This window comes from Microvirga arsenatis, assembly GCF_009910705.1.
Classification (GTDB): Bacteria; Pseudomonadota; Alphaproteobacteria; order Rhizobiales; family Beijerinckiaceae; genus Microvirga; species Microvirga arsenatis.
Window position 1 is genome coordinate 1 of the sequence record NZ_JAAAXJ010000012.1, and the last position, 18,972, is coordinate 18,972.

Consider the following 18,972-nt stretch of genomic DNA (forward strand, 5'->3'; position numbering starts at 1 on the left):
AATTGCCGATGACGGGAGAGCCCGACAGGATGACCACCGAGGCGCCCGGCAGCTGCTCGACGATGGCATTCGCGATCGCCCGCGACCGGCGCAGGTGCCCAAGCCCAAACGTGTCGTGGCTGTAGATGAGAACCCTTGCGCCGCGAGCGGGCGCCGACAGGGGCAAACCCCTGTCGATCCTCGGGTTCTTGATCGCGTTTGCCATGCAGGCATCCTTGATGGGAGGTATCGAGTTGGCCGGCGTATCGAAAGTTGACGTTAGGACAGCTATCTCTACCCTTGCAATAGGCCCCCTCGTCAAACTATGGCGATGCTCCAGATCGTGAAGAGGGTATCCAGGGGAAATGAGGGCGGCGGCGCTGCGCTGATGGAAAAGAGCCTCTTCCGCTATATCTGGACACATTCCAGGCGCGACCAGCTCATCGTCTGCGCCGTCGTGCTGGCGTCCCTGCCGTTCTACTTCATGTCCCTCGATCTGCCTCGCCAGATCGTGAACCAGGCCATTCAGGGCGAGGCCTTCCGTGACGGCAATGCGACGGCGCCCTTCCTGCACCTCAAGTTCGACTGGCCCGCCTGGCTCGGCAGCGGCACCGTCGAGATCTTCGAGGGCTTCGAGGTCGGCCGCGTCGGCCTGCTCATGGGCCTGTCGTTCCTCTTTCTGTTCTTCGTCGTCGTCAACGGCGCCTTCAAGTACTGGATCAACGTGGCCAAGGGGGTGCTGGGCGAGCGGATGCTGCGGCGCATGCGCTTCGACCTCTTCTCCATGGTGCTGCGCTTCACGCCGGAAGCATTACGCAGCGTGAAGTCGTCGGAAACCGCGACGATCATCAAGGACGAGGTCGAGCCCATCGGCGGCTTCATCGGGGATGCGTTCATCACGCCCGTCTTCCTCGGCCTGCAGGCCACCACGGCGCTCGTCTTCATCATGGTGCAGAACGTATGGCTGGGCCTGATCGCGCTGGCCGTGATCGCGGTGCAGTTCACGATCATTCCCCGCCTGCGGCGCGAGCTGCTGCGTCTCGGCAAGCAGCGCCAGCTCGCCTCGCGCCAGCTCGCCGGGCGCATCGCCGAGGTGCTCGACGGAATCGAGGTCGTCCACGTCCACAATGCCTACGATTGGGAGCGGGCCGAGATCGGCCATCGGCTCTTCAACCTCTTCACCATCCGGCTGAAGATCTACAACCGAAAATTCTTCGTCAAATCCCTCAACAACTTCCTCGCCCAGCTCACGCCGTTCTTCTTCTACGCCATCGGCGGCTACTTCGCCCTGCGCGGCACCCTCGACATCGGCCAGCTCGTGGCGGTGATCGCGGCCTATCGCGAGCTGCCGCCGCCGCTGAAGGAGCTGATCGACTGGGACCAGCAGCGCCTCGACGTGCAGGTGAAGTACGATCAGGTGACCCAGCATTTCGCCGAGGAGCGGCTCGCGCCCCTGCTCGATGCGCGCCAGGAGGCGGAGGATGTGCCGCTCGTCGGGCCGATGGTGGGCGAGGACATCCGCGTGGCGGGCCCGCACGGGGACATGATCATCGAGGGAGGGGCCTTCGCCATCGATCTGCCCGCAAAGGTCGCGCTGATCTCCAACGGCGGGGCAGCGGCCACCACGATGGCGCGGATCATCGCCCGCAGGAGCACCGAGTTCCACGGTCAGATCCGCATCGGCGACCGCGATCTCCTGCAGATCCCCGCATCCGTGGCGGGGCGGCGCATCGCCTATGCCGGCGTCGACCCGATCCTCTTCCCGGGCAGCATTCGCGACAACCTGGTCTACGGCCTCCGCGCCAAGCCCCTCCGCAGGGCCGCGGAGGACAGGCGGGAGATGGACCGCCGGATCGCGGAGGCCATCAGGACCGGGAATCCGCTCGAGCACATCTCCGACCAGTGGGTGGATTACGAGCGGATCGGTGCCCGGGACGAGAACGATCTCGACCGCATCCTGATCGACCTCCTGGACCGCGTCGGCATGGGGGACACGATCTACCTCTTCGGCCTCGGGGGACGGATCGATCCCGAGCGGGACCGGGATCTGGCCGAGCGCGTGGTGGAGGCGAGGCGGCGTCTGAGGGAAACCTTCCAGACGAACGGCATGGCCGATCTCGTGGAGCCCTTCGATCCCACCCGCTACAACAGCCAGGCCACCATTGCGGAGAACCTCCTGTTCGGGGTGGCGGTCTCCGACGAGTTCCGGGGCCGCAACCTTGCCGAGAACGCCCAGTTCCGCAGCGCCACCGACCGCTCCGGCCTGACCGACGACCTCGTGCAGATGGGGCTGGAGATCGCGCAGACCATGACCGAGATCTTCGAAGGGCTGCCGCCGGGGCATTCCCTGTTCGAGCAGTTCTCCTTCATCGGCGCCGAGGAGCTGACGGAATTCGAGGCCATCCTGCGCCGGCACGCCCGGGGCGAGGGGCGCCTGACCCAGGAGGACCGCACGCGCCTTCTGGCCCTGCCGCTCGCCTATATCGAGACCCGGCACCGCCTGGGGCTCCTCGACCGGCGTCTGATGAGCCGGGTCGTCGAAGCGCGGGGGCTGGTCCGCGAGGTTCTGGAGAATTCGGGCGACGGGGTCGAGTTCTACGATCCGGACAGGGTCTGCGCGGCAGCACCGCTGCGGGACAACCTGCTCTTCGGCCGCATCAGCCATCAGGTCGCCAATGCCCGGGTGCGGGTCGCGGAAGCCGTTGCCGCCATCGTCCGGGAGCTCGACCTCCTGACGGACGTGGAGCGCATCGGCCTCGACCACCAGGTCGGTACGGCCGGCCGGCTCCTGTCGCCCCAGGAGAGAGCGAGCGTCAACCTCGTGCGCTGTCTGGTGAAGCGGCCGGACATCATGGTCATCGACGGGGCACTCGCCCCCTTCGACGAGGCACAGGCGCAGCAGCTCATGGAGGTGCTGATCGGGTTGCTCGACCGGCAAAGCTTGTTCATGGTTCTGCCGAATGATCGACAGGCCGGTGCCTTCGATGCTCAGATGCGTTTCCGTGACGGACAGATCATCATCAACGAAACAGCGCAACGGACCCCGAGGTCTCGCCAGGTCGAGCCGGGCGGCGCCCAGACAACAGCAGGAGAGGTGGCATGACCCTTGAGACGGAGGTTCAGTCCTTGCGGCAGGTCCCCATGTTCCGGGACGTGGATCCCGCCCGCCTGAAGCTCCTCGCCTTCACGAGCGAGCGGGTCCAGTTCGCCGGCGGGCAGCGTTTCTTCTCGCAGGGCGACCCCTCGGATGCGGCCTATGTGATCCTCGAAGGGCGGGCGAGCGTCCTCCTCCACACGCCCGGCGGCGACATCCAGGTAGCGGAACTGGGGAGCAATGCCCTCGTCGGGGAGATGGGCATCCTCTCGGACACGCCACGCTCGGCCACCATCATGGCCGCCGAGCCCACCACGGCGCTGCGAATCGACAAGCGCGTCTTCCTGGAGCTCCTGGCCCAGTTTCCCCAGATGTCCCTGGCCATCATGCGCGAGCTGGCGAAGCGCCTCGAGCGCACCAATGCCCAGCTCGTCGCCCAATCCTCGTCCTGACCTGCCGGGGAGGTTCGGCCGTTTTTCCAAGGAAAATTTCCGGACACGGTTAACGAAACCGTAATTTTACGGTCAAGCTGACCCATTCTCGTCACATCTACCCGTCAACCCTTGTCCCAGAACAACACAAGGGAAGAGGCCAGGCTGCCCGGCCGGGCCTCGCGGGATCAGTGATGATGAGTAACGCGAGAACGCTGCTATGCGCAGTTCCGCAGCCTGTTGCGGACGGGCGCAAGACCGGAAACCGCCGCCGCTCACTCCGCCTCGCCCTGGCCGCAGGCCTTGTCATCGGCCTCCAGGGCCTTACCGCCGGACCGGCGGCCGTCGCCACCCTCCCGAGCGCCCTGCTGGCGAAACCGTCCGCCCTCGCGGCAGCACAGCCGGCGATCACCGGCTCGGTGGCGACCGCCTCGGCCGAGTTCACGCCGAAGCTTGCGAAGGACCCGGGGCTGTTCAAGGCCATTCTCGACGGCGCCTTCTCCATCGTGAAGCCCCGCGCCACGAAGCCCGCGCCGCAGACGAGCCCGGACGAGGTGGCGGGCGATCCTGACGAGCTGATTCCCTTCAACGGCCGCACCGTGCCGCGCTGGCTCGTCCACTCCATCCTCAAGGCCGCCCATGCGACGGGTGTCGACCCGGTCTACATGATGACCCTGGCGGACGTGGAATCGAGCCTCTCGCCCGAGGCCAAGGCGCCGACCTCCTCGGCCCAGGGCCTGTTCCAGTTCATCGACCGGACGTGGCTCGAGGTGGTGCAGCTCCATGCGGCCGATTACGGCTTCACCGCCGCCGCAGAGGCGATCCGGACCGTCGACGGCGATCCCGTGGTGAGCGACAAGGATCGGGCCTGGATCATGAACCTGCGCACCGATCCCTACTTCTCGGCGCTCATGGCGGGCGAGCTGATCAAGGACGTGGAGCGCGCCCTGCAGGCTCAGGGCGAGCGGGAGCTGGCCGAGGCCGAGCTCTACCTCGCCCATTTCCTCGGCGCTTCCGCCGCGGTGCGCTTCCTCGAGGTCCTGGACCAGGACCCGAACATGAAGGCGTCCAAGCTCTTCCCCAAGGCGGCCCGGGCCAATGCCGGGCTGTTCATGGAGGGCAAGGGCCGCAAGCGCCGCCCCGTGACGGTCGCCGAGCTCTACAACAAGATCGATTCCAAGATCGTGCGCCGCCTCGACCGCTACGAGGGGATCGGCCCCTACCTCGCCGAGGTCACCCGCCGGACCGAGCGGACGGCGCAGGCCACCCCGCTCGTGCAGTAGGCGGCGAGCCCTGCCGGGACGGGGCTGCCGCTGCTCTCACTCGAAGACAAAGCACCGGACCCAAAAGTGCGAATCCACTTTTGGGTCCGGTGCTTTAGAACGCCTTGAAGGTGATGATCGTGTGGGTGTCGGCGATTTCGGGGATGCTCTGCACGTTCTCGGCGATGAAATGGCCGATATCCACGCCGTCATCCACGTGGAACTTGGCGAGAATGTCGTAATTGCCCGCCGTCGAGTAGATCTCGGACGCGATCTCCCGGTCCGCGAGAGCGTTCGCTACGGCGTAGGTCTTGCCGAGCTTGCACTTGATCTCCACGAAGAAGGTCTGCATGGGGCGCTCCCGGTCAGCTCTGAAGGTCGGTGGACTCTGTCATGGCACCGGGGAGACCGGCGCGCAAGCGGTCTGCCTCCCGGCTCTCAGCCGCGTCCCACGCTCGTATAGGTGAAGCCGTGGCGGCGCATCTCGTCGGGGCGGTAGACGTTGCGCAGGTCCACCACCACCGGGGCGGCCAGCGCCGCCTTGAGCCGGCGAAGGTCGAGCGCCCGGAACATGTCCCATTCGGTGACCAGCACCAGCGCATCGGCGTCCCGGGCGCAGTCATAGGCGTCCCGGGCATAGTCCACGTCGGCGAGCACCGCGCGGGCCGCCTCCATGCCCTCCGGGTCGTAGGCCTTCACCCGCGCGCCCGCATCCTGCAGCGCGGTGATGATGTCGATGGAGGGCGCATCGCGCATGTCGTCGGTGTTGGGCTTGAAGGTCAGCCCGAGCACCGCCACCGTCTTGCCCCGCACCGAGCCGCCGCAGGCCGCGATCACCTTGCGCCCCATGGCGCGCTTGCGCTGGCTGTTGACCGCCGCCACCGTCTCCACGATCCGGACCGGCGCCTCGTAGTCCTGCGCCGTCTTGATCAGCGCCAGCGTGTCCTTGGGAAAGCACGAGCCGCCATAGCCGGGGCCCGCATGCAGGAACTTGGAGCCGATGCGGTTGTCGAGCCCGATGCCGCGGGCCACGTCCTGCACGTTGGCGCCCACCTGCTCGCACAGGTCCGCGATCTCGTTGATGAAGGTGATCTTGGTGGCCAGGAACGCGTTGGCGGCGTACTTGGTCAGCTCCGCCGTGCGCCGCGACATGGCCAGCACCGGCGACTGGTTGAGGTAGAGCGGGCGGTAGATCTCGGTCATCACCTCCCGGGCGCGCTCGTCCTCGGTGCCGATCACGATGCGGTCGGGGCGCTTGAAGTCGGCAATGGCCGCGCCCTCGCGCAGGAACTCGGGGTTGGAGACCACGGCGAAGTCGGCGTCGGGGCGCGCCTCGCGGATGATGCGCTCCACCTCGTCGCCGGTGCCCACCGGCACGGTGGACTTGGTCACCACCACCGTATAGCCGTCGATCGCCGCGGCGATGTCCCGGGCGGCCTGGTAGACGTAAGAGAGGTCGGCATGGCCGTCGCCGCGCCGCGAGGGGGTGCCCACCGCGATGAACACGGCGCCCGCGCCCCTGACGGCGGCGGGCAGCTCGGTGGTGAAGGTGAGCCGGCCCTCGCGCACGTTCTTGGCCACGAGTTCGGAGAGCCCCGGCTCGAAGATCGGGATCTCGCCCCGGTTCAGCGCCTCGATCTTGGCCGGGTCCTTGTCGACGCAGCACACCTCGTGCCCGAAATCCGCAAAGCACGCCCCGGACACAAGCCCGACATAACCCGCCCCGATCATCGATACGCGCATCAGGCACTCCCCATATCACGCCGAGCCTGGGTTTAGGGTGTCGGAGGCCCTGCTGCAACCCGCCGCGTCCGCTTAATTGGGCGGCGTTTTTCTGGGTTTTGCAACAATGCCCCCTTTGACATCTGCGGTGAGTGCCGCCACAACACCGCCGCTTTTCGAATGGGGCATTGATGAACAATCCTATTCTTGTCGAGATTACCCGCGGAAATTTGGTCGAGTCGCGTCATCGCGGAAGCGTCTCGGTGGTGGATGCCGAAGGGGCCACGGTCCTGTCCATCGGCGACGTGGAGCGGCGCGTTTTCCCCCGCTCCGCCGTGAAGGCGCTCCAGGCCATGCCCCTGGTGGAGAGCGGGATTGCCGACAAGTACGGCCTGACGGATGAGGAGATCGCGCTCGCCTGCGCCTCCCATTCGGGGGAACCGGAGCATGTGGCTGCAGCAGGGTCCATGCTCGCCAAGGCGGGGCAGGATGCCGGCTGCCTGGAATGCGGCGTGCACTGGCCGATGGGCGAGGCGGCGAACCGCGCTCTCGCAGCCTCGGGCGGGAGCCCGAGCGCCCTCCACAACAACTGCTCGGGCAAGCATGCGGGCTTCGTCTGCCTGGCCTGCGGGCAGGGGAACGACCCCAAGGGCTACGTCCTGGCGGACCATCCGGTCCAGCGGATCGTGCGCGACACCCTGGAGGAGATCACCGGCGCCTGCCACACCCACGAGAAAAGCGGCATCGACGGCTGCTCGATCCCCACCTACGCGGTGAAGCTCCCGTCGCTCGCCTTCGGCTTTGCCCGCTTCGGCACGGGCATCGGCCTGCCGGGCGACGGCAGGGCGGCCGCCGCCCGGATCCGCAAGGCGGTGGCGCGCCACCCCTTCATGGTCGCTGGCACGGGCCGCTTCGACACGAAGCTGATGGAGCTCCTGGGCGAGCGCGCCTTCGTGAAGGTGGGCGCGGAGGGCGTCTACTGCGCCTCGTTCCCGGAACTCGGCTACGGCATCGCGCTGAAGGTGGATGACGGCAATGCCCGGGCCGCCGAGGCGATGATGGCGGGGCTCGTCCTGCGCTTCCTGCCCCTGAGCGACAACGAGCGCGCGGCCGTCGAGGCGCTGGCCCAGCCGGTGCTCAGGAACTGGAACGGGATCGAGGTGGGGCAGATCCGCCCCACCGCGGAGATTGCGGGCGCGGCCTGACCGCCCCGCCCGTCGCTCTAGATCCCCAGGAGCCTGACGATCTCGCTCGCCGCGGCATCGGGCGAGAGGGTGCCCTCGGCGATGGCGCGCTCGACCTCCGGCACGCGCCGGCGCAGGGCCGGGTCGTGGGCGAGGCGTTCGTACAGGCGCTCGTGGACGAGGGCCCACATCCACTTCGTGTCCTGCGCGCGGCGCTTGGCGGCAAGCTCCCCGGTCGCCTCCAGGCGCCTGCGATGGTCCAGGACCTTGGCCCAGAGTTCGTCGAGCCCCTGGCCCGTCAGCCCGGAGATCGTCAGCACGGGCGGGGTCCAGGCGGGGGAGGCGGGGGCCAGGATGTGGAGGGCCGCCTTGTACTCGGCGGCCGCCGCCTTGGCCTTGGCGCCCGCGTCGTCCGCCTTGTTGACCGCGATCAGGTCGGCAAGCTCCAGGATGCCCTTCTTGATCCCCTGCAACTCGTCGCCGGCACCCGGCAGCATGAGCACGAGGAAGAAGTCGGTGAGGTCCGCCACCGCCGTCTCCGACTGGCCGACGCCCACCGTCTCCACCAGGATCACGTCGAACCCGGCCGCCTCGCAGAGCAGCATGGTCTCCCGGGTCTTGGCCGCGACGCCGCCGAGGGTTCCGGAGGAGGGAGAGGGGCGGATGAAGGCGTTGGGATCGGCGGCCAGCCGCGCCATGCGCGTCTTGTCGCCCAGGATCGCACCGCCGGTGCGCGTCGAGGAGGGGTCGACCGCCAGCACGGCCACCTTGTGCCCCTTCTCGGTGAGCATGGAGCCGAGCGTGTCGATGGTGGTGGACTTGCCCACCCCCGGCACGCCGGTGATGCCGATGCGCACCGCGTGGCCCGAGCGCGGCATCAGCGCCTGAAGCAGGCCACGGGCCGCCTCGCGGTGATCCGGCCTGCGCGATTCCATCAGCGTGATGGCGCGCGCCAGCGCCGCGCGGTCGCCGCTGGCGACCATCTCCGCCGTCACTGCCGTCTTCTGTGAGCCCCCGGTCATAGGGGAGCTTTAGCGCATCTAGACTGCGCTTTCACCACGTGATCGGATCCATGCCGATTCGTCCCCAGGCAGGAATCTTGAGGGCGGGCCGGCGCAGGTCGAGGCCGGCGACGAGCCCCATGAAGTCGACCTCGAGTCCCTCGACCCAGCCGAGCGCGAGGCCCGCATAGCCGCCGAGCGAGATCTGGATCCCGGTGCGGCTCGGGGTGAGGCTCACGATGTCGCGCCAGGGCTGCCAGTCCTTGCCCAGCGCCGTGGGCGGCAACGGGGCGGCGAGCTCAGGGACGGAGCGCATCACATGGGCCACGAAGGTGTTGGAGTTCGGCCCGGGCCAGGCATTGTAGGCGCCGAAAGTCTGGTAGGGGTAGCTCGCCACCGCCTGGCGCACCTGCGGGATCAGCCTCTCGGCCTCGGCGCCCTCGATCACCACCACCGGATGAGGCGCATTGCCGAACCAGCGCCCGTCCGGCACCCAGCCGTTGGTGCGTACGGGGCTGCCCCAGCCGACCTTGTCGTAGCGGGTGTATTGGCGGGCGCCGGCCTCCTTCACCACCACCCAGGTATGGTGGGCGAAGATGCCGCGCCAGCGCCCGACCCGGGCCGCATAGACCGCCACGATGGCCTGGGGCGCCTCCGCGGCGGCGGGCAGCAGCTTCGCGCTCGACCAGTCGGCGGCGCGCCAGCTCGGCGCGACATCGTCGCGCAGGGCCCACCAGAGCGCATGGGTGGCGAGGGGAAGAAGAAAAAGCCCTACGACGACGAGCAGGATACGGGAGAACAGAAGGAGCATGGCGGGAAGGTACGTTTGGCCCTGCCAGGCATCAAGGCGGCGGATCCGCGCCGCCGTTCACCATTGCTTTACCGTATTCGCGCGCCGGATGGGCCTGTTGCCGAGCCCTGCCTTGCGCCTGCCACGATCAGGGACAAAACAGCAGGGTTTCCTCGTCTCCTCCTGAAACCTGGCCTCATGCACCCCACCCTGTCCCGCCTTGCCCTCGTCGGCCTCGCAAGCCTCGCCCTCTCCGGTTGCCTGGGGGAGGATACGGCGCTGCTCAATGCATCCGAGCCCCGGGCCGGTCTCGAGCGCGACCCGAAGCTGCTGGTCGCCACGACGCGCCTGCCGGCGGGCGATCCGCCGGCGAAGCCCTGGTTCAGCAGCGAGCGCTCGCCCGACCTGGTGTTCGCGGAGGCCCGCCTGACCCCGCCCTCCACCTCCATGCTCGGGCGCGTCACGGGGAGCGGCTGGAGCATCGCCAAGGTGGAGAACCTGAACCGCAGCAACGCCGCGCAGTCCTTCGCCCAGGCCGTCTTCGGGCGCGACCTGCTGCTCTATATCCACGGCTACCGCGAGAGCTTCGAGACGGCGGCCACCTCGACCATCGACCTGTCGCAGGGCATCGGGTTCCCCGGCGTGACGGGCCTGTTCACCTGGCCCTCCGCCGCCTCCACCTTCAGCTACGTGGCCGACCGCGAGAGCGCCATGTGGTCCCGCGATGCGCTGGAGGACCTGCTCACCGCCATCGCCAAGACTCCGAGCGGCGGGCGCATCCATATCGTGGCGCACAGCATGGGCACGCTGCTGACCCTCGAGACCCTGCGCATGCTGCGCGCCTCGGGCGGCGAGAGCGCCATGGAGCGCATCGGCGCGGTGGTGCTGGCGGCGCCCGACATCGATATCGACCTTTTCGCCCGCGGCCTCGAACGTCTTGGACCCGATGCCAAGAAGATCACCGTCATCAGCTCCACCAAGGACCGGGCGCTCGCCGTGTCGAGCCGCCTCGCGGGCGGCATCGTCCGCGCCGGCGCGGCGGACCGCGAGCGGCTCGAAGCGCTGGGCGTGCGCGTGGCCGACGCCTCGGAGTTCGGCGGCGGCATCATCAACCACGACCTGTTCCTGTCGAACAGGGAAGTGCAGCAGGTGGTGAAGCGGGCGATCGAGCGGTCTTGAGAACCCCGTTGCCCGAACAGGAGCGGCGCTCAGACGATCAGGAAGTCGTCGTAGCCGAGTTGGGCCTTCCTTACGCCGTCGAAGGTGATGGAGCCGCCGTCGGCGAGCTTCAGGACCGCGTCGCCGGCGCCATTGTCCTTGATGAGCCGGTACAGCCCGGAGAAGTTTTTCTGACCGGCGATTGCCTTCGTGATGCGCACCATGTCTCCACCCGTCGGGTTGAAGTCGAGGATCACGTCGTGCCCGGTCGGGCCGGTCCGGTAGATGAAGGTGTCCGCGCCGGCACCGCCGGCCAGGGTGTCATTGCCCTTGAGGCCTTCGAGCGTGTCGTTCCCGCCATAGCCGAAGATGCTGTCGTTGAAAGCGGTCGAGACCTTGTCGCCGGCCAGCGAGTTGTCGCCTTCGTTGCCGGAGATCGTCGGCCTGAGGGTCGGGGCATAGGCGCGGATGTAGTCGATCTGGAACTCGGCCGGGAACAGGGTCGTCTCATCCGGCGCGCCCGGCCAGTTTCCGCCGACGGCCAGCCCCGCGAGCAGGTACATCGGCTCGTTGATGCCGGAGGGCGCTGCCATGGAGAACACCTCGGTGCCGTCGAGGTAGTAGGTGATCGTGTCGGCGGTCCACAGCGTCCCGTAGCTGTGGAAGCCTTCCGAAAGATCGACGCCGGCTGAAATCCCTTGCGTCTTGAAGGCGTGCTTGCCCGTCGCGTCCTTCCAGTGCGAGCCGACATAGTAGGTCGTCGGATCATGGCCCAGCAATTCGAGCACGTCGATCTCCGGCGGCCAGTTGCCGCTCTGCGGCAACAGCCAGAAGGCCGGCCAGAGGCCCTGACCGGAAGGAACCTGGGCCGAAATCTCGAAGTAGCCGTAGGTCTGCGAGAACGTTCCATGGGTGTTGATGAGCCCTGACACATAGGGCAGGCCGTCCGTCAGGCTCGTATCCGGAGAGGGCCGTGCCGTGATGGTCAGAACGCCGTCGCCCGGTTGATACGGATCCTGGGTGATCCGGAACGGGTCGAGGTCGGGATATTGCTGGACCAGCGCCGTGGAGCGGTCGGCGAAGTACTGCATCTCGCCGTTGCTTGCCAGCGTACGCCCGCCCCACCAGTATTTCGTGCCCCAAACCGATGTGTCGAGATAGCTGCCCGTGAACTCGTCTGAAAAGGTGAGCGTATAATCTTCGAGATTAAAGGCCATGGGATCCCTGCAATCGTTTTAAATACAAACTTGCAGGGAGCTTCCCATGGGGAATGTTGCCGGTCAACGAAGCGGCGGGCCTGATCCGCCCGGGTTAGGCATGATCCGGTCCTTCGCCTGTCCGGAAGGTTACCGCAAGGTTGACGGGTTCGCCGGCTCCGGCAAACCGGACGAGGCGCTACTCCGCCGCCTGCTTGGGGCCGTATCCGAGCCTGCGGTTGAGATCCTCGATCAGGTTCACGGCGGCGTCGGCGATCACCGTGCCGGGCGGGAAGATCGCCGCTGCGCCGGCTTTGGTGAGGGCATCGAAATCCTGGGGCGGGATCACGCCGCCGACCACGATCATGATGTCGTCGCGGCCGTACTTGGCGAGTTCGGCCTTCAGCTCCGGCACGAGCGTCAGGTGGCCCGCTGCCAGCGACGACACGCCGACGATGTGCACGTCGTTCTCGATGGCCTGGCGCGCGGCCTCCGCGGGCGTGGCGAAGAGCGGGCCGATATCCACGTCGAAGCCGAGATCGGCGAAGGCCGAGGCGATGACCTTCTGGCCGCGGTCGTGACCGTCCTGGCCCATCTTGGCCACGAGAATGCGCGGGCGGCGTCCGTCGTCGTGCTCGAACCGTTCCACCATGCTGCGCACGCGCTCGACTGCCGGTGACGTCACGCCGACCTCCCGTTTGTACACGCCCGAGATCGCCTTGATCTCGGCCCGGTGACGGCCCCAGACCTTTTCCAGCGCATCCGAAATCTCGCCCACCGTGGCCTTGGCGCGGGCGGCCTTGACGGCGAGATCCAGCAGGTTGCCCTCGCCGGATGCCGCGACCTGCGACAGGGCGTCGAGGGCCGCATCCACCTCGGCCTGGTTGCGCTCGGCTTTCAGCCGCTTGAGCTTCTCGATCTGGCTCGCGCGCACGGCGGCGTTGTCGACCTTCAGGATGTCGATCGAGGCCTCGTCCGTGGGCTTGAAGCAGTTGACGCCGACGATCTTCTGGTGGCCGGAATCGATCCGCGCCTGCGTGCGGGCGGCGGCCTCCTCGATCTTCAGCTTCGGAATGCCGGCCTCGATGGCCTTGGCCATGCCGCCCAGGCTTTCCACCTCCTGGATATGGCCCCAGGCTTTCTGCGCCAGCTCGTAGGTGAGGCGCTCGACGTAGTATGAGCCGCCCCACGGGTCGATGATGCGCGTGGTGCCGCTCTCCTGCTGCAGGAAGAGCTGCGTGTTGCGCGCGATGCGCGCCGAGAAGTCGGTGGGCAGCGCCAGCGCCTCGTCGAGGGCGTTGGTGTGGAGCGACTGCGTGTGGCCCTGCGTTGCCGCCATCGCCTCGATGCAGGTGCGCACCACGTTGTTGAACACGTCCTGCGCGGTCAGCGACCAGCCGGAGGTCTGGCTGTGCGTGCGCAGCGGCAGCGACTTCTCGCTCTGAGGGTTGAAGCCCTTGACGAGCTTCGCCCAGAGCAGGCGCGCGGCGCGCATCTTGGCCACTTCCATGTAGAAGTTCATGCCCACCGCCCAGAAGAACGACAGGCGCGGCGCGAACTGGTCGATGGTGAGGCCGGCCTGGATGCCGGCGCGGATGTACTCGACGCCGTCGGCAAGCGTATAGGCGAGCTCCAGATCCTGCGTCGCGCCGGCCTCCTGCATGTGGTAGCCGGAGATCGAGATCGAGTTGAACTTCGGCATGTTCGCCGAGGTATAGGCGAAGATGTCCGAGATGATGCGCATCGACCCCTTGGGCGGGTAGATGTAGGTGTTGCGCACCATGAATTCCTTGAGGATGTCGTTCTGGATCGTGCCCGAGAGTTTTTGGGGCGGCACGCCCTGTTCTTCCGCCGCGACGATGTAGAGCGCCAGGATCGGCAGGACGGCGCCGTTCATGGTCATCGACACGCTCATCTGGTCGAGCGGGATGCCGGCGAACAGGGTGCGCATGTCGTAGATCGAGTCGATGGCAACCCCCGCCATGCCGACGTCGCCCGCCACGCGCGGATGGTCGGAATCGTAGCCGCGGTGGGTGGCGAGATCGAAGGCCACCGACAGGCCCTTCTGCCCCGCTGCGAGGTTGCGGCGGTAGAAGGCGTTGGAATCCTCGGCCGTGGAGAACCCGGCATACTGGCGCACGGTCCAGGGCTGGTTCACGTACATGGTGGGGTAGGGGCCGCGCAGGAAGGGCGCGATCCCCGGATAGGTGTCGAGAAAGTCGAGCCCGGCGCGATCCTTAGGCCCGTAGGATCCCTTCACCGCAATCCCCTCCGGCGTCAGCCACGGCTCGGCCGGGGCGCTCGGGGAGGATGCCAGGGGAGCATTGCCGAAAGCGACGCTCGTGAAATCCGGGATGCTGGTCATGGGATGAAACGGATGCCCTTGCCGATGAAAGCGGATCGAATGGGGGTGCATTCTAGGGCATCCGCCCGCCCGAGGCTATCGGCGCATGGTCTGAGGCGCACGGCCCTGGGTCATCCCCGCTTCTCGGCATTCCAGGTGCCCGAGCAGACCCGCCCGCCGGAGGTCGTCCAGGTGCCGCGGCCGGTATTGCCGGAGAGCTGCCCCCTCACGTTCGCCCGGTCCTGGCCGCGGGAGATGCTGGCGGAGACGGAACCGTTGGGCCGCACCTGTCCGCTCACGTTGAAGCTTTCCGGGCCGCCGTACCGGGCCTGGCCGTTCTGAACGATCACCGGGTAGCGGTAGGCGCGGTCGCAGGCACCCTGCTCGGTGACGACCTCCACGCTCCAGGTGCCGTCGAACCTGTTGGCCTGGGCCTGCGCCTGGGGAGCCAGAGCCAGTCCCGTCATGGCTGCTGCGCACAGCCAGAAAAGAGAACGCATGGAACACTCCTTGAACCTTGGTGAGTTGGTTGAACCAACGTGACGATTTCGGGACGGGTTCCTGCGGAGTTCGGCCGCAGCGGGGCACGAAAAAGCCGCCGCACCGAAGGAATGCAGCGGCTTGCCAAGGAGACGTCGTGCCGGAAGCTTACGCGTTGTTGGAATGCTTTTGAGCGGTCCACCGGCCCGAGCAGCCGAGCATGGCCAGCTGCCACGTGCCCGAGCCGGCCTTGCCGTTCAGGCGCCCGCTCGCATCGGCCTTGGCGATGCTGCGGCGGATGTCGAGGTCGACCGTTCCATCGGGGCCGATCCGGCCCGACACCACGGCCGGGGAGGACCCGGGGGCAGGGATGTAGCGGACGCTGCCGTTCTCGACGGCGATGGAATAGGTGTCGCTGCTGTCGCAGGTGCCGGAATCCGTCACCATCCGCACGCTCCAGGTGCCGTCGTGGCGGGAGGCCGGGGCCGCACCGGCGCTCCCGATCAGGATGGTGCCGAGGCCGATGGCCGCCGCCAGATGCTTAGTCAGAGTCAAACCGCGCTCCTCTCGGTTCCCGATGGCCGGGAGGAGCCTCGAAGCCCTTAGGCGCAGGCCTCGTCGAGAGCCCGGCTCAGAACCTTGAGAATGTCGCACCCGGCGAAGATGAAAGTGGTGATGCCGGCGCGGGTGAGTTCTTCTTCACGTTCACCCGGACGCCCCGCCAGATAGATGAGTGTCGATCCGGCCGTTCGCAAGGTTTGCGCGGTCTCGACTGCGTGTTTTTCGTAGATTTCATCTGTCGAGCAGATGCAGGAAAGCTTGGCTTGACTGTCGATATAGGCTTGCCGAAGCTTGTCCTGGTCCGAAAAGCCGTCGTTCATCACCGCTTCGATCCCGCCGGCCTCAAAGAAGTTCTTGGCGAAGGTGGCCCGTGCCGTGAAGGCGGCGACCGGCCCGAGATTGGCGAGGAACACCCGCGGGCGCGCTCCCGTGCGGGCCAGGTAGGCGTCGGAGAGGTCCCGCAGGCGCTCGAAGGGCTCGGCCGTGCGGATGGAGGGCAGGGGAGCGACGGCGACCGGCGCAGGTCCGGCGGCCGTGCCCGCGAGCTGGGCCAGGCTTGCGCCATCGGAGGCCATCCTGAGCAGACCCGCGAAGGAAGTCTCTGCCGGAGCCGTTGCGCCACGCTGGTCCGGTTCAGCGCCGGCACCGCCACCCTCGATCCCTCCCCGCAGGGGGGAGGGGAGGAGCACGCTCACATCCGCCTCGGCGATGTTCGGGAACTCGCTCGTGCCGGTGATCGGCTCCCTGCGGGTGGCGACGGCCTTCTCCCGCTGGGCGCGCACGGCGGCGATGCGGGCTTGGAGCGCACCGCCCTTCAGGCTCTCCAGGATGCCGCCCTCGCGCTCGATCTCCTGGAACAGCCCCCAGGCCTTCTCGCACAGGGCATCGGTGAGCGCCTCGAAGCCGCCGGCGCCCGCGGCCGGATCGGCCACGCGGGCGAGATTCGATTCGTCGAGCAGGATCAGTTGCGTGTTGCGGGCGATGCGGCGCGCGAAGGCATCGGGCAGGCCGAGCGCTGCCGTGAACGGCAGCACCGTGATCGCATCCGCGCCGCCGATCCCGGCGGAGAAGGCGGCCACGGTCGTGCGCAGCATGTTCACCCAGGGATCGCGCCGGGTGGTCATGCGCCAGGCGGTCTCCGCATGCAGGCGGATCGGCCTCGGCTCCAGGCCGCAGGCCTGCTCGACCCGCGCCCAGAGGCGGCGCAGGGCCCGGAGCTTCGCGACCGTGAAGAACTCGTCCGCATCGGCCACCAGCAGGAAGGCGAGGGCTTTCCGCGCGGCATCGAGCGAATGCCCGCCCGCCTCGAGGGCGCGCACATATGCAAGGCCCGTCGCCAGCACGGCAGCCAGCTCCTGCGCCTCGCTGGCGCCGGCTTCATGATGGATGCGCCCGTCGGCGAGGAAGGCTCGCCCTGCGAAGCCCTGCGCCGTCAGGTGGGCCAGGGTGTCGCCCATGCGCACCGTCATGGCATCCCACGACGTCGACATGCGACCCTGAGCGGCCATGGCGCCGATGGGGTCGAGGCCGAGATCGAGGGAGAGATCGGAGGGCCTGTGGCCGCGCCGCCGGGCCAGTGCCAGCACCAGAGCCGCCATGTGACGGCCGTGTCCGCCGGCGTCCACGCGCAGGTGGATGAGGTCGAGCATGACCCCGCCGAGCGCCCGGTCGAGATCGTCGACGGCGTCGATCGCCACACCGAAGCCGCGGGCTGCCGGCGCGTTCCGGGTGACGAGGGTCAGCGCGTCGGCGCCGCCTTCCAGGTCGATGAGGGCGAGCTCGTTGGCCTTGGCCGGATCGGGATGGTCGACCCGCTGCGACACGCGCCAGCGGCCCGCCTGTTCGCGCGCGATGGGCGCGGAGCCTTCCGCCTTCGGATAGAGCGGCTGGATGGCGATGCCGTCATGGCTGCGGGAGACGAGCTTCTTCTCGAAATCCGCGCCCTTCAGCACCCCTTCGACCAGCTTGAGCCATTGCTCGCGGGTCGCTTGCGGGAAATCGGCGGCAAGAGGGAGATCGTCCATCATGGTCCTCGTCCAGGGGAGGGCTGCGCGAATGGCGCGGACAATACCGGGAGGAGGGAGCGGTGGGAATGCCCCAAAGGATGGGGGCGGCCCGAGACGAACCCCGGCGCGGCAGCGTTCAGGATGACGTGCCGCGAACACCCTTCACGTCATCCCCGGACCTGTTCCCGGGATCCTCGTCGTCGCTTCCTACCTCACACGCATCATCCTGAGGAGCCAGTCTCCGAGGAGGTCGCGTGAGGCCCCTCAGGATGTGGATGCTGGAAAGCATGAATGGCCGGGACGAGCCCGCCATGGCTTGACGCGTGAACCCTCTCCCAATCCAGATCGCGTGCAGGAGAGGCGGTATTCCCTCCCCCCTTTGCGGGGGAGGGTGGCGAGCGGAGCGAGCCGGGAGAGGGGGAGCACTGGGTGAACACGGCCCCTCTCCCGACCCTCGCTGACGCGAGGGCCACCCTCTCCCGCTGCGGGGAGAGGGAGAGGGCGAGGTGCGGGTGCAATGTTCTCACTTTGTTCTTGACAGTTGCTCTAAGCTGGGCTATATCATGGCTCATCCTCGTCCGGTGAGGGGCGCGCTCGCGAGGCGTCGCAGATGCGGGACGGGGCGCGGTCCCGCCGCAGGTCTCGCACGCCTGTGGTCGCGGGAGGCCGATCCTGGCTTGTTCCAGGTCCGCCTGAAAAGAACCGCGCGTGACGAGCAGCTTGGCTCTCACACTCACCACCATCACCCATCGAGCCGGGCTGCCCCAAGCGCCACCCTCGAGCAACCCTGACGGCTCGCAGCTCACGCTGCGGGCCCGAAGGCGCTGGATCTTTGAAAGACTCACCACCTGCGTCATCCCGGACGGCGAAGCCGATCCGGGATCGCATGACCCATGAGGCGCTCTTTCCCTCCCCCCTGTGGGGAGGGTCAGGGTGCCGGCGCTACCCTTTCAAGATCGTGGCTCCGATCACCTCTCCCCGGCGGGGAGAGGTCGAGCGAACGCGAGGGTGAGGGGGAGAGCGGTCTCCGGAGAGGACACTAACCCCTCACCCGGACCTGACGGTCCGACCTCTCCCTCAGGGAGAGGTGAACAGGTGCCAGAGCTTCTGAGGTGATCGCTCACACCCCCACCTCCACCTCCTCTCCACCGCAAGCCGGGCGTTCCCGACTTGCGGCAGACCAAAGACGAGTCTCGGGCAAGCCCGAGGCTTGTGGGGGAGGAGAGTTAGCGAGCCACGCTCGTCCAACGATCCCGGATCTCCGCTGCGCTTCGCCGGGAAGACGCGTTGCGATCCTTGCGATCAGACGAACTGCGAGAGGCCCGGGATCGAGCCGACGATGGGGCCCATCACGTCCTCGCCCGCCTTCTCGCGGCCATAGGCGAAGAGCTCCTTGCCCAGCGGCTGCATCTGGCCCATGGACACGCCGATGCCCATGAGCTGGCCGCCGAGCGCCATCACGCCGCCGCCCATGGAGCCCACCATGCCCATGATGCCGCCGCTGGCGCCCGTCTTCGACTGCTCGATGGCGTCCTGTGCGCCCGGCAGGGCGGCGATGAGCTGGTTGACCTCGGTCTGCGGCCCCTCCTTCTGAAGGTGGCCGAGAATCAGGCCGATGGCCTTGCGGGCCGTGGCTGCGTCGAGGCCGGTCTTCTGCGTCACGCGGGCGATGAGCTCTTCCATCTGGGATTCTCCTGGGCTTTGAACATGCGGATAGTTTACATCTAAACCATCAAGTCAAGAAACCAAGGGTGGAAACTCGCC

General features: G+C 67.6%; 15 protein-coding genes and 1 pseudogene. 5 read left to right on the forward strand and 11 right to left on the reverse strand.

The window, feature by feature from the left end:
- A pseudogene (locus GR303_RS18205) lies at window positions 1-205 on the reverse strand (hypothetical protein); the annotation flags it as partial.
- 162 nt (window positions 206-367) lie between these two features.
- On the opposite strand from GR303_RS18205, the gene GR303_RS18210 reads away from it, so the two are divergent.
- The 3 genes from GR303_RS18210 to GR303_RS18220 all read left to right on the forward strand — a co-directional run bounded on the left by GR303_RS18210 (window position 368) and on the right by GR303_RS18220 (window position 4,787).
- Window positions 368-3,082, forward strand: a complete 2,715-nt coding sequence (locus GR303_RS18210; RefSeq protein ID WP_161723116.1) for an ABC transporter ATP-binding protein/permease — start codon at window positions 368-370, stop codon at window positions 3,080-3,082.
- Window positions 3,079-3,525: a Crp/Fnr family transcriptional regulator gene (locus GR303_RS18215; RefSeq protein WP_161723117.1), complete on the forward strand. Its 447-nt coding sequence runs from the start codon at window positions 3,079-3,081 to the stop codon at window positions 3,523-3,525. The genes GR303_RS18210 and GR303_RS18215 overlap by 4 nt, the downstream gene beginning before the upstream one ends.
- Before the next feature lie 176 nt (window positions 3,526-3,701).
- Window positions 3,702-4,787 (forward strand): transglycosylase SLT domain-containing protein, encoded by a 1,086-nt coding sequence (locus GR303_RS18220; protein ID WP_161723118.1) that lies wholly within the window; start codon window positions 3,702-3,704, stop codon window positions 4,785-4,787.
- A gap of 94 nt (window positions 4,788-4,881) precedes the next feature.
- Here GR303_RS18220 and GR303_RS18225 read toward each other — a convergent pair whose 3' ends face one another.
- Both GR303_RS18225 and GR303_RS18230 read right to left on the reverse strand, forming a co-directional pair.
- Window positions 4,882-5,118 carry an Lrp/AsnC ligand binding domain-containing protein gene (locus tag GR303_RS18225; RefSeq protein WP_047189580.1) on the reverse strand — a complete coding sequence of 79 codons (237 nt, stop codon included), beginning with the start codon at window positions 5,116-5,118 and terminating at the stop codon, window positions 4,882-4,884.
- Window positions 5,119-5,204: 86 nt separating this feature from the next.
- Entirely contained in the window at window positions 5,205-6,509 is a 1,305-nt protein-coding gene (locus GR303_RS18230; protein WP_161723119.1) for a UDP-glucose dehydrogenase family protein, read from the reverse strand.
- Window positions 6,510-6,679: 170 nt separating this feature from the next.
- On the opposite strand from GR303_RS18230, the gene GR303_RS18235 reads away from it, so the two are divergent.
- Window positions 6,680-7,693, forward strand: a complete 1,014-nt coding sequence (locus GR303_RS18235) for an asparaginase (RefSeq protein WP_161723120.1) — start codon at window positions 6,680-6,682, stop codon at window positions 7,691-7,693.
- A 17-nt stretch (window positions 7,694-7,710) separates the two neighbouring features.
- On the opposite strand, the gene meaB is transcribed toward GR303_RS18235, so the two are convergent.
- Window positions 7,711-8,694 (reverse strand): methylmalonyl Co-A mutase-associated GTPase MeaB, encoded by a 984-nt coding sequence (meaB, locus tag GR303_RS18240; protein WP_161723121.1) that lies wholly within the window; start codon window positions 8,692-8,694, stop codon window positions 7,711-7,713.
- Window positions 8,695-8,725: 31 nt separating this feature from the next.
- Window positions 8,726-9,484, reverse strand: a complete 759-nt coding sequence (locus tag GR303_RS18245) for a DUF3750 domain-containing protein (protein WP_161723122.1) — start codon at window positions 9,482-9,484, stop codon at window positions 8,726-8,728.
- Between the two features lie 177 nt (window positions 9,485-9,661).
- Here GR303_RS18245 and GR303_RS18250 point away from each other — a divergent pair, with 177 nt between their 5' ends.
- Window positions 9,662-10,642, forward strand: a complete 981-nt coding sequence (locus tag GR303_RS18250) for an alpha/beta hydrolase (protein WP_161723123.1) — start codon at window positions 9,662-9,664, stop codon at window positions 10,640-10,642.
- Between the two features lie 29 nt (window positions 10,643-10,671).
- Here the strand turns inward: GR303_RS18250 and GR303_RS24855 are convergent, their stop codons facing one another.
- The 6 genes from GR303_RS24855 to GR303_RS18280 form a co-directional block, all read right to left on the reverse strand.
- Window positions 10,672-11,838 carry a family 16 glycosylhydrolase gene (locus tag GR303_RS24855; RefSeq protein ID WP_246205584.1) on the reverse strand — a complete coding sequence of 389 codons (1,167 nt, stop codon included), beginning with the start codon at window positions 11,836-11,838 and terminating at the stop codon, window positions 10,672-10,674.
- A gap of 178 nt (window positions 11,839-12,016) precedes the next feature.
- A complete protein-coding gene (gene scpA / locus GR303_RS18260; RefSeq protein ID WP_161723124.1) occupies window positions 12,017-14,182 on the reverse strand; it encodes a methylmalonyl-CoA mutase in 2,166 nt (721 codons plus the stop codon).
- Between the two features lie 110 nt (window positions 14,183-14,292).
- A complete protein-coding gene (locus GR303_RS18265) occupies window positions 14,293-14,661 on the reverse strand; it encodes a hypothetical protein (protein WP_161723125.1) in 369 nt (122 codons plus the stop codon).
- Between the two features lie 148 nt (window positions 14,662-14,809).
- Window positions 14,810-15,196 carry a hypothetical protein gene (locus tag GR303_RS18270; RefSeq protein ID WP_161723126.1) on the reverse strand — a complete coding sequence of 129 codons (387 nt, stop codon included), beginning with the start codon at window positions 15,194-15,196 and terminating at the stop codon, window positions 14,810-14,812.
- 47 nt (window positions 15,197-15,243) lie between these two features.
- Window positions 15,244-17,226 carry a methylmalonyl-CoA mutase subunit beta gene (locus tag GR303_RS18275; RefSeq protein ID WP_161723280.1) on the reverse strand — a complete coding sequence of 661 codons (1,983 nt, stop codon included), beginning with the start codon at window positions 17,224-17,226 and terminating at the stop codon, window positions 15,244-15,246.
- A gap of 1,284 nt (window positions 17,227-18,510) precedes the next feature.
- Window positions 18,511-18,891 carry a DUF2267 domain-containing protein gene (locus GR303_RS18280; protein ID WP_161723127.1) on the reverse strand — a complete coding sequence of 127 codons (381 nt, stop codon included), beginning with the start codon at window positions 18,889-18,891 and terminating at the stop codon, window positions 18,511-18,513.
- Between the last annotated feature and the right edge of the window lie 81 nt (window positions 18,892-18,972).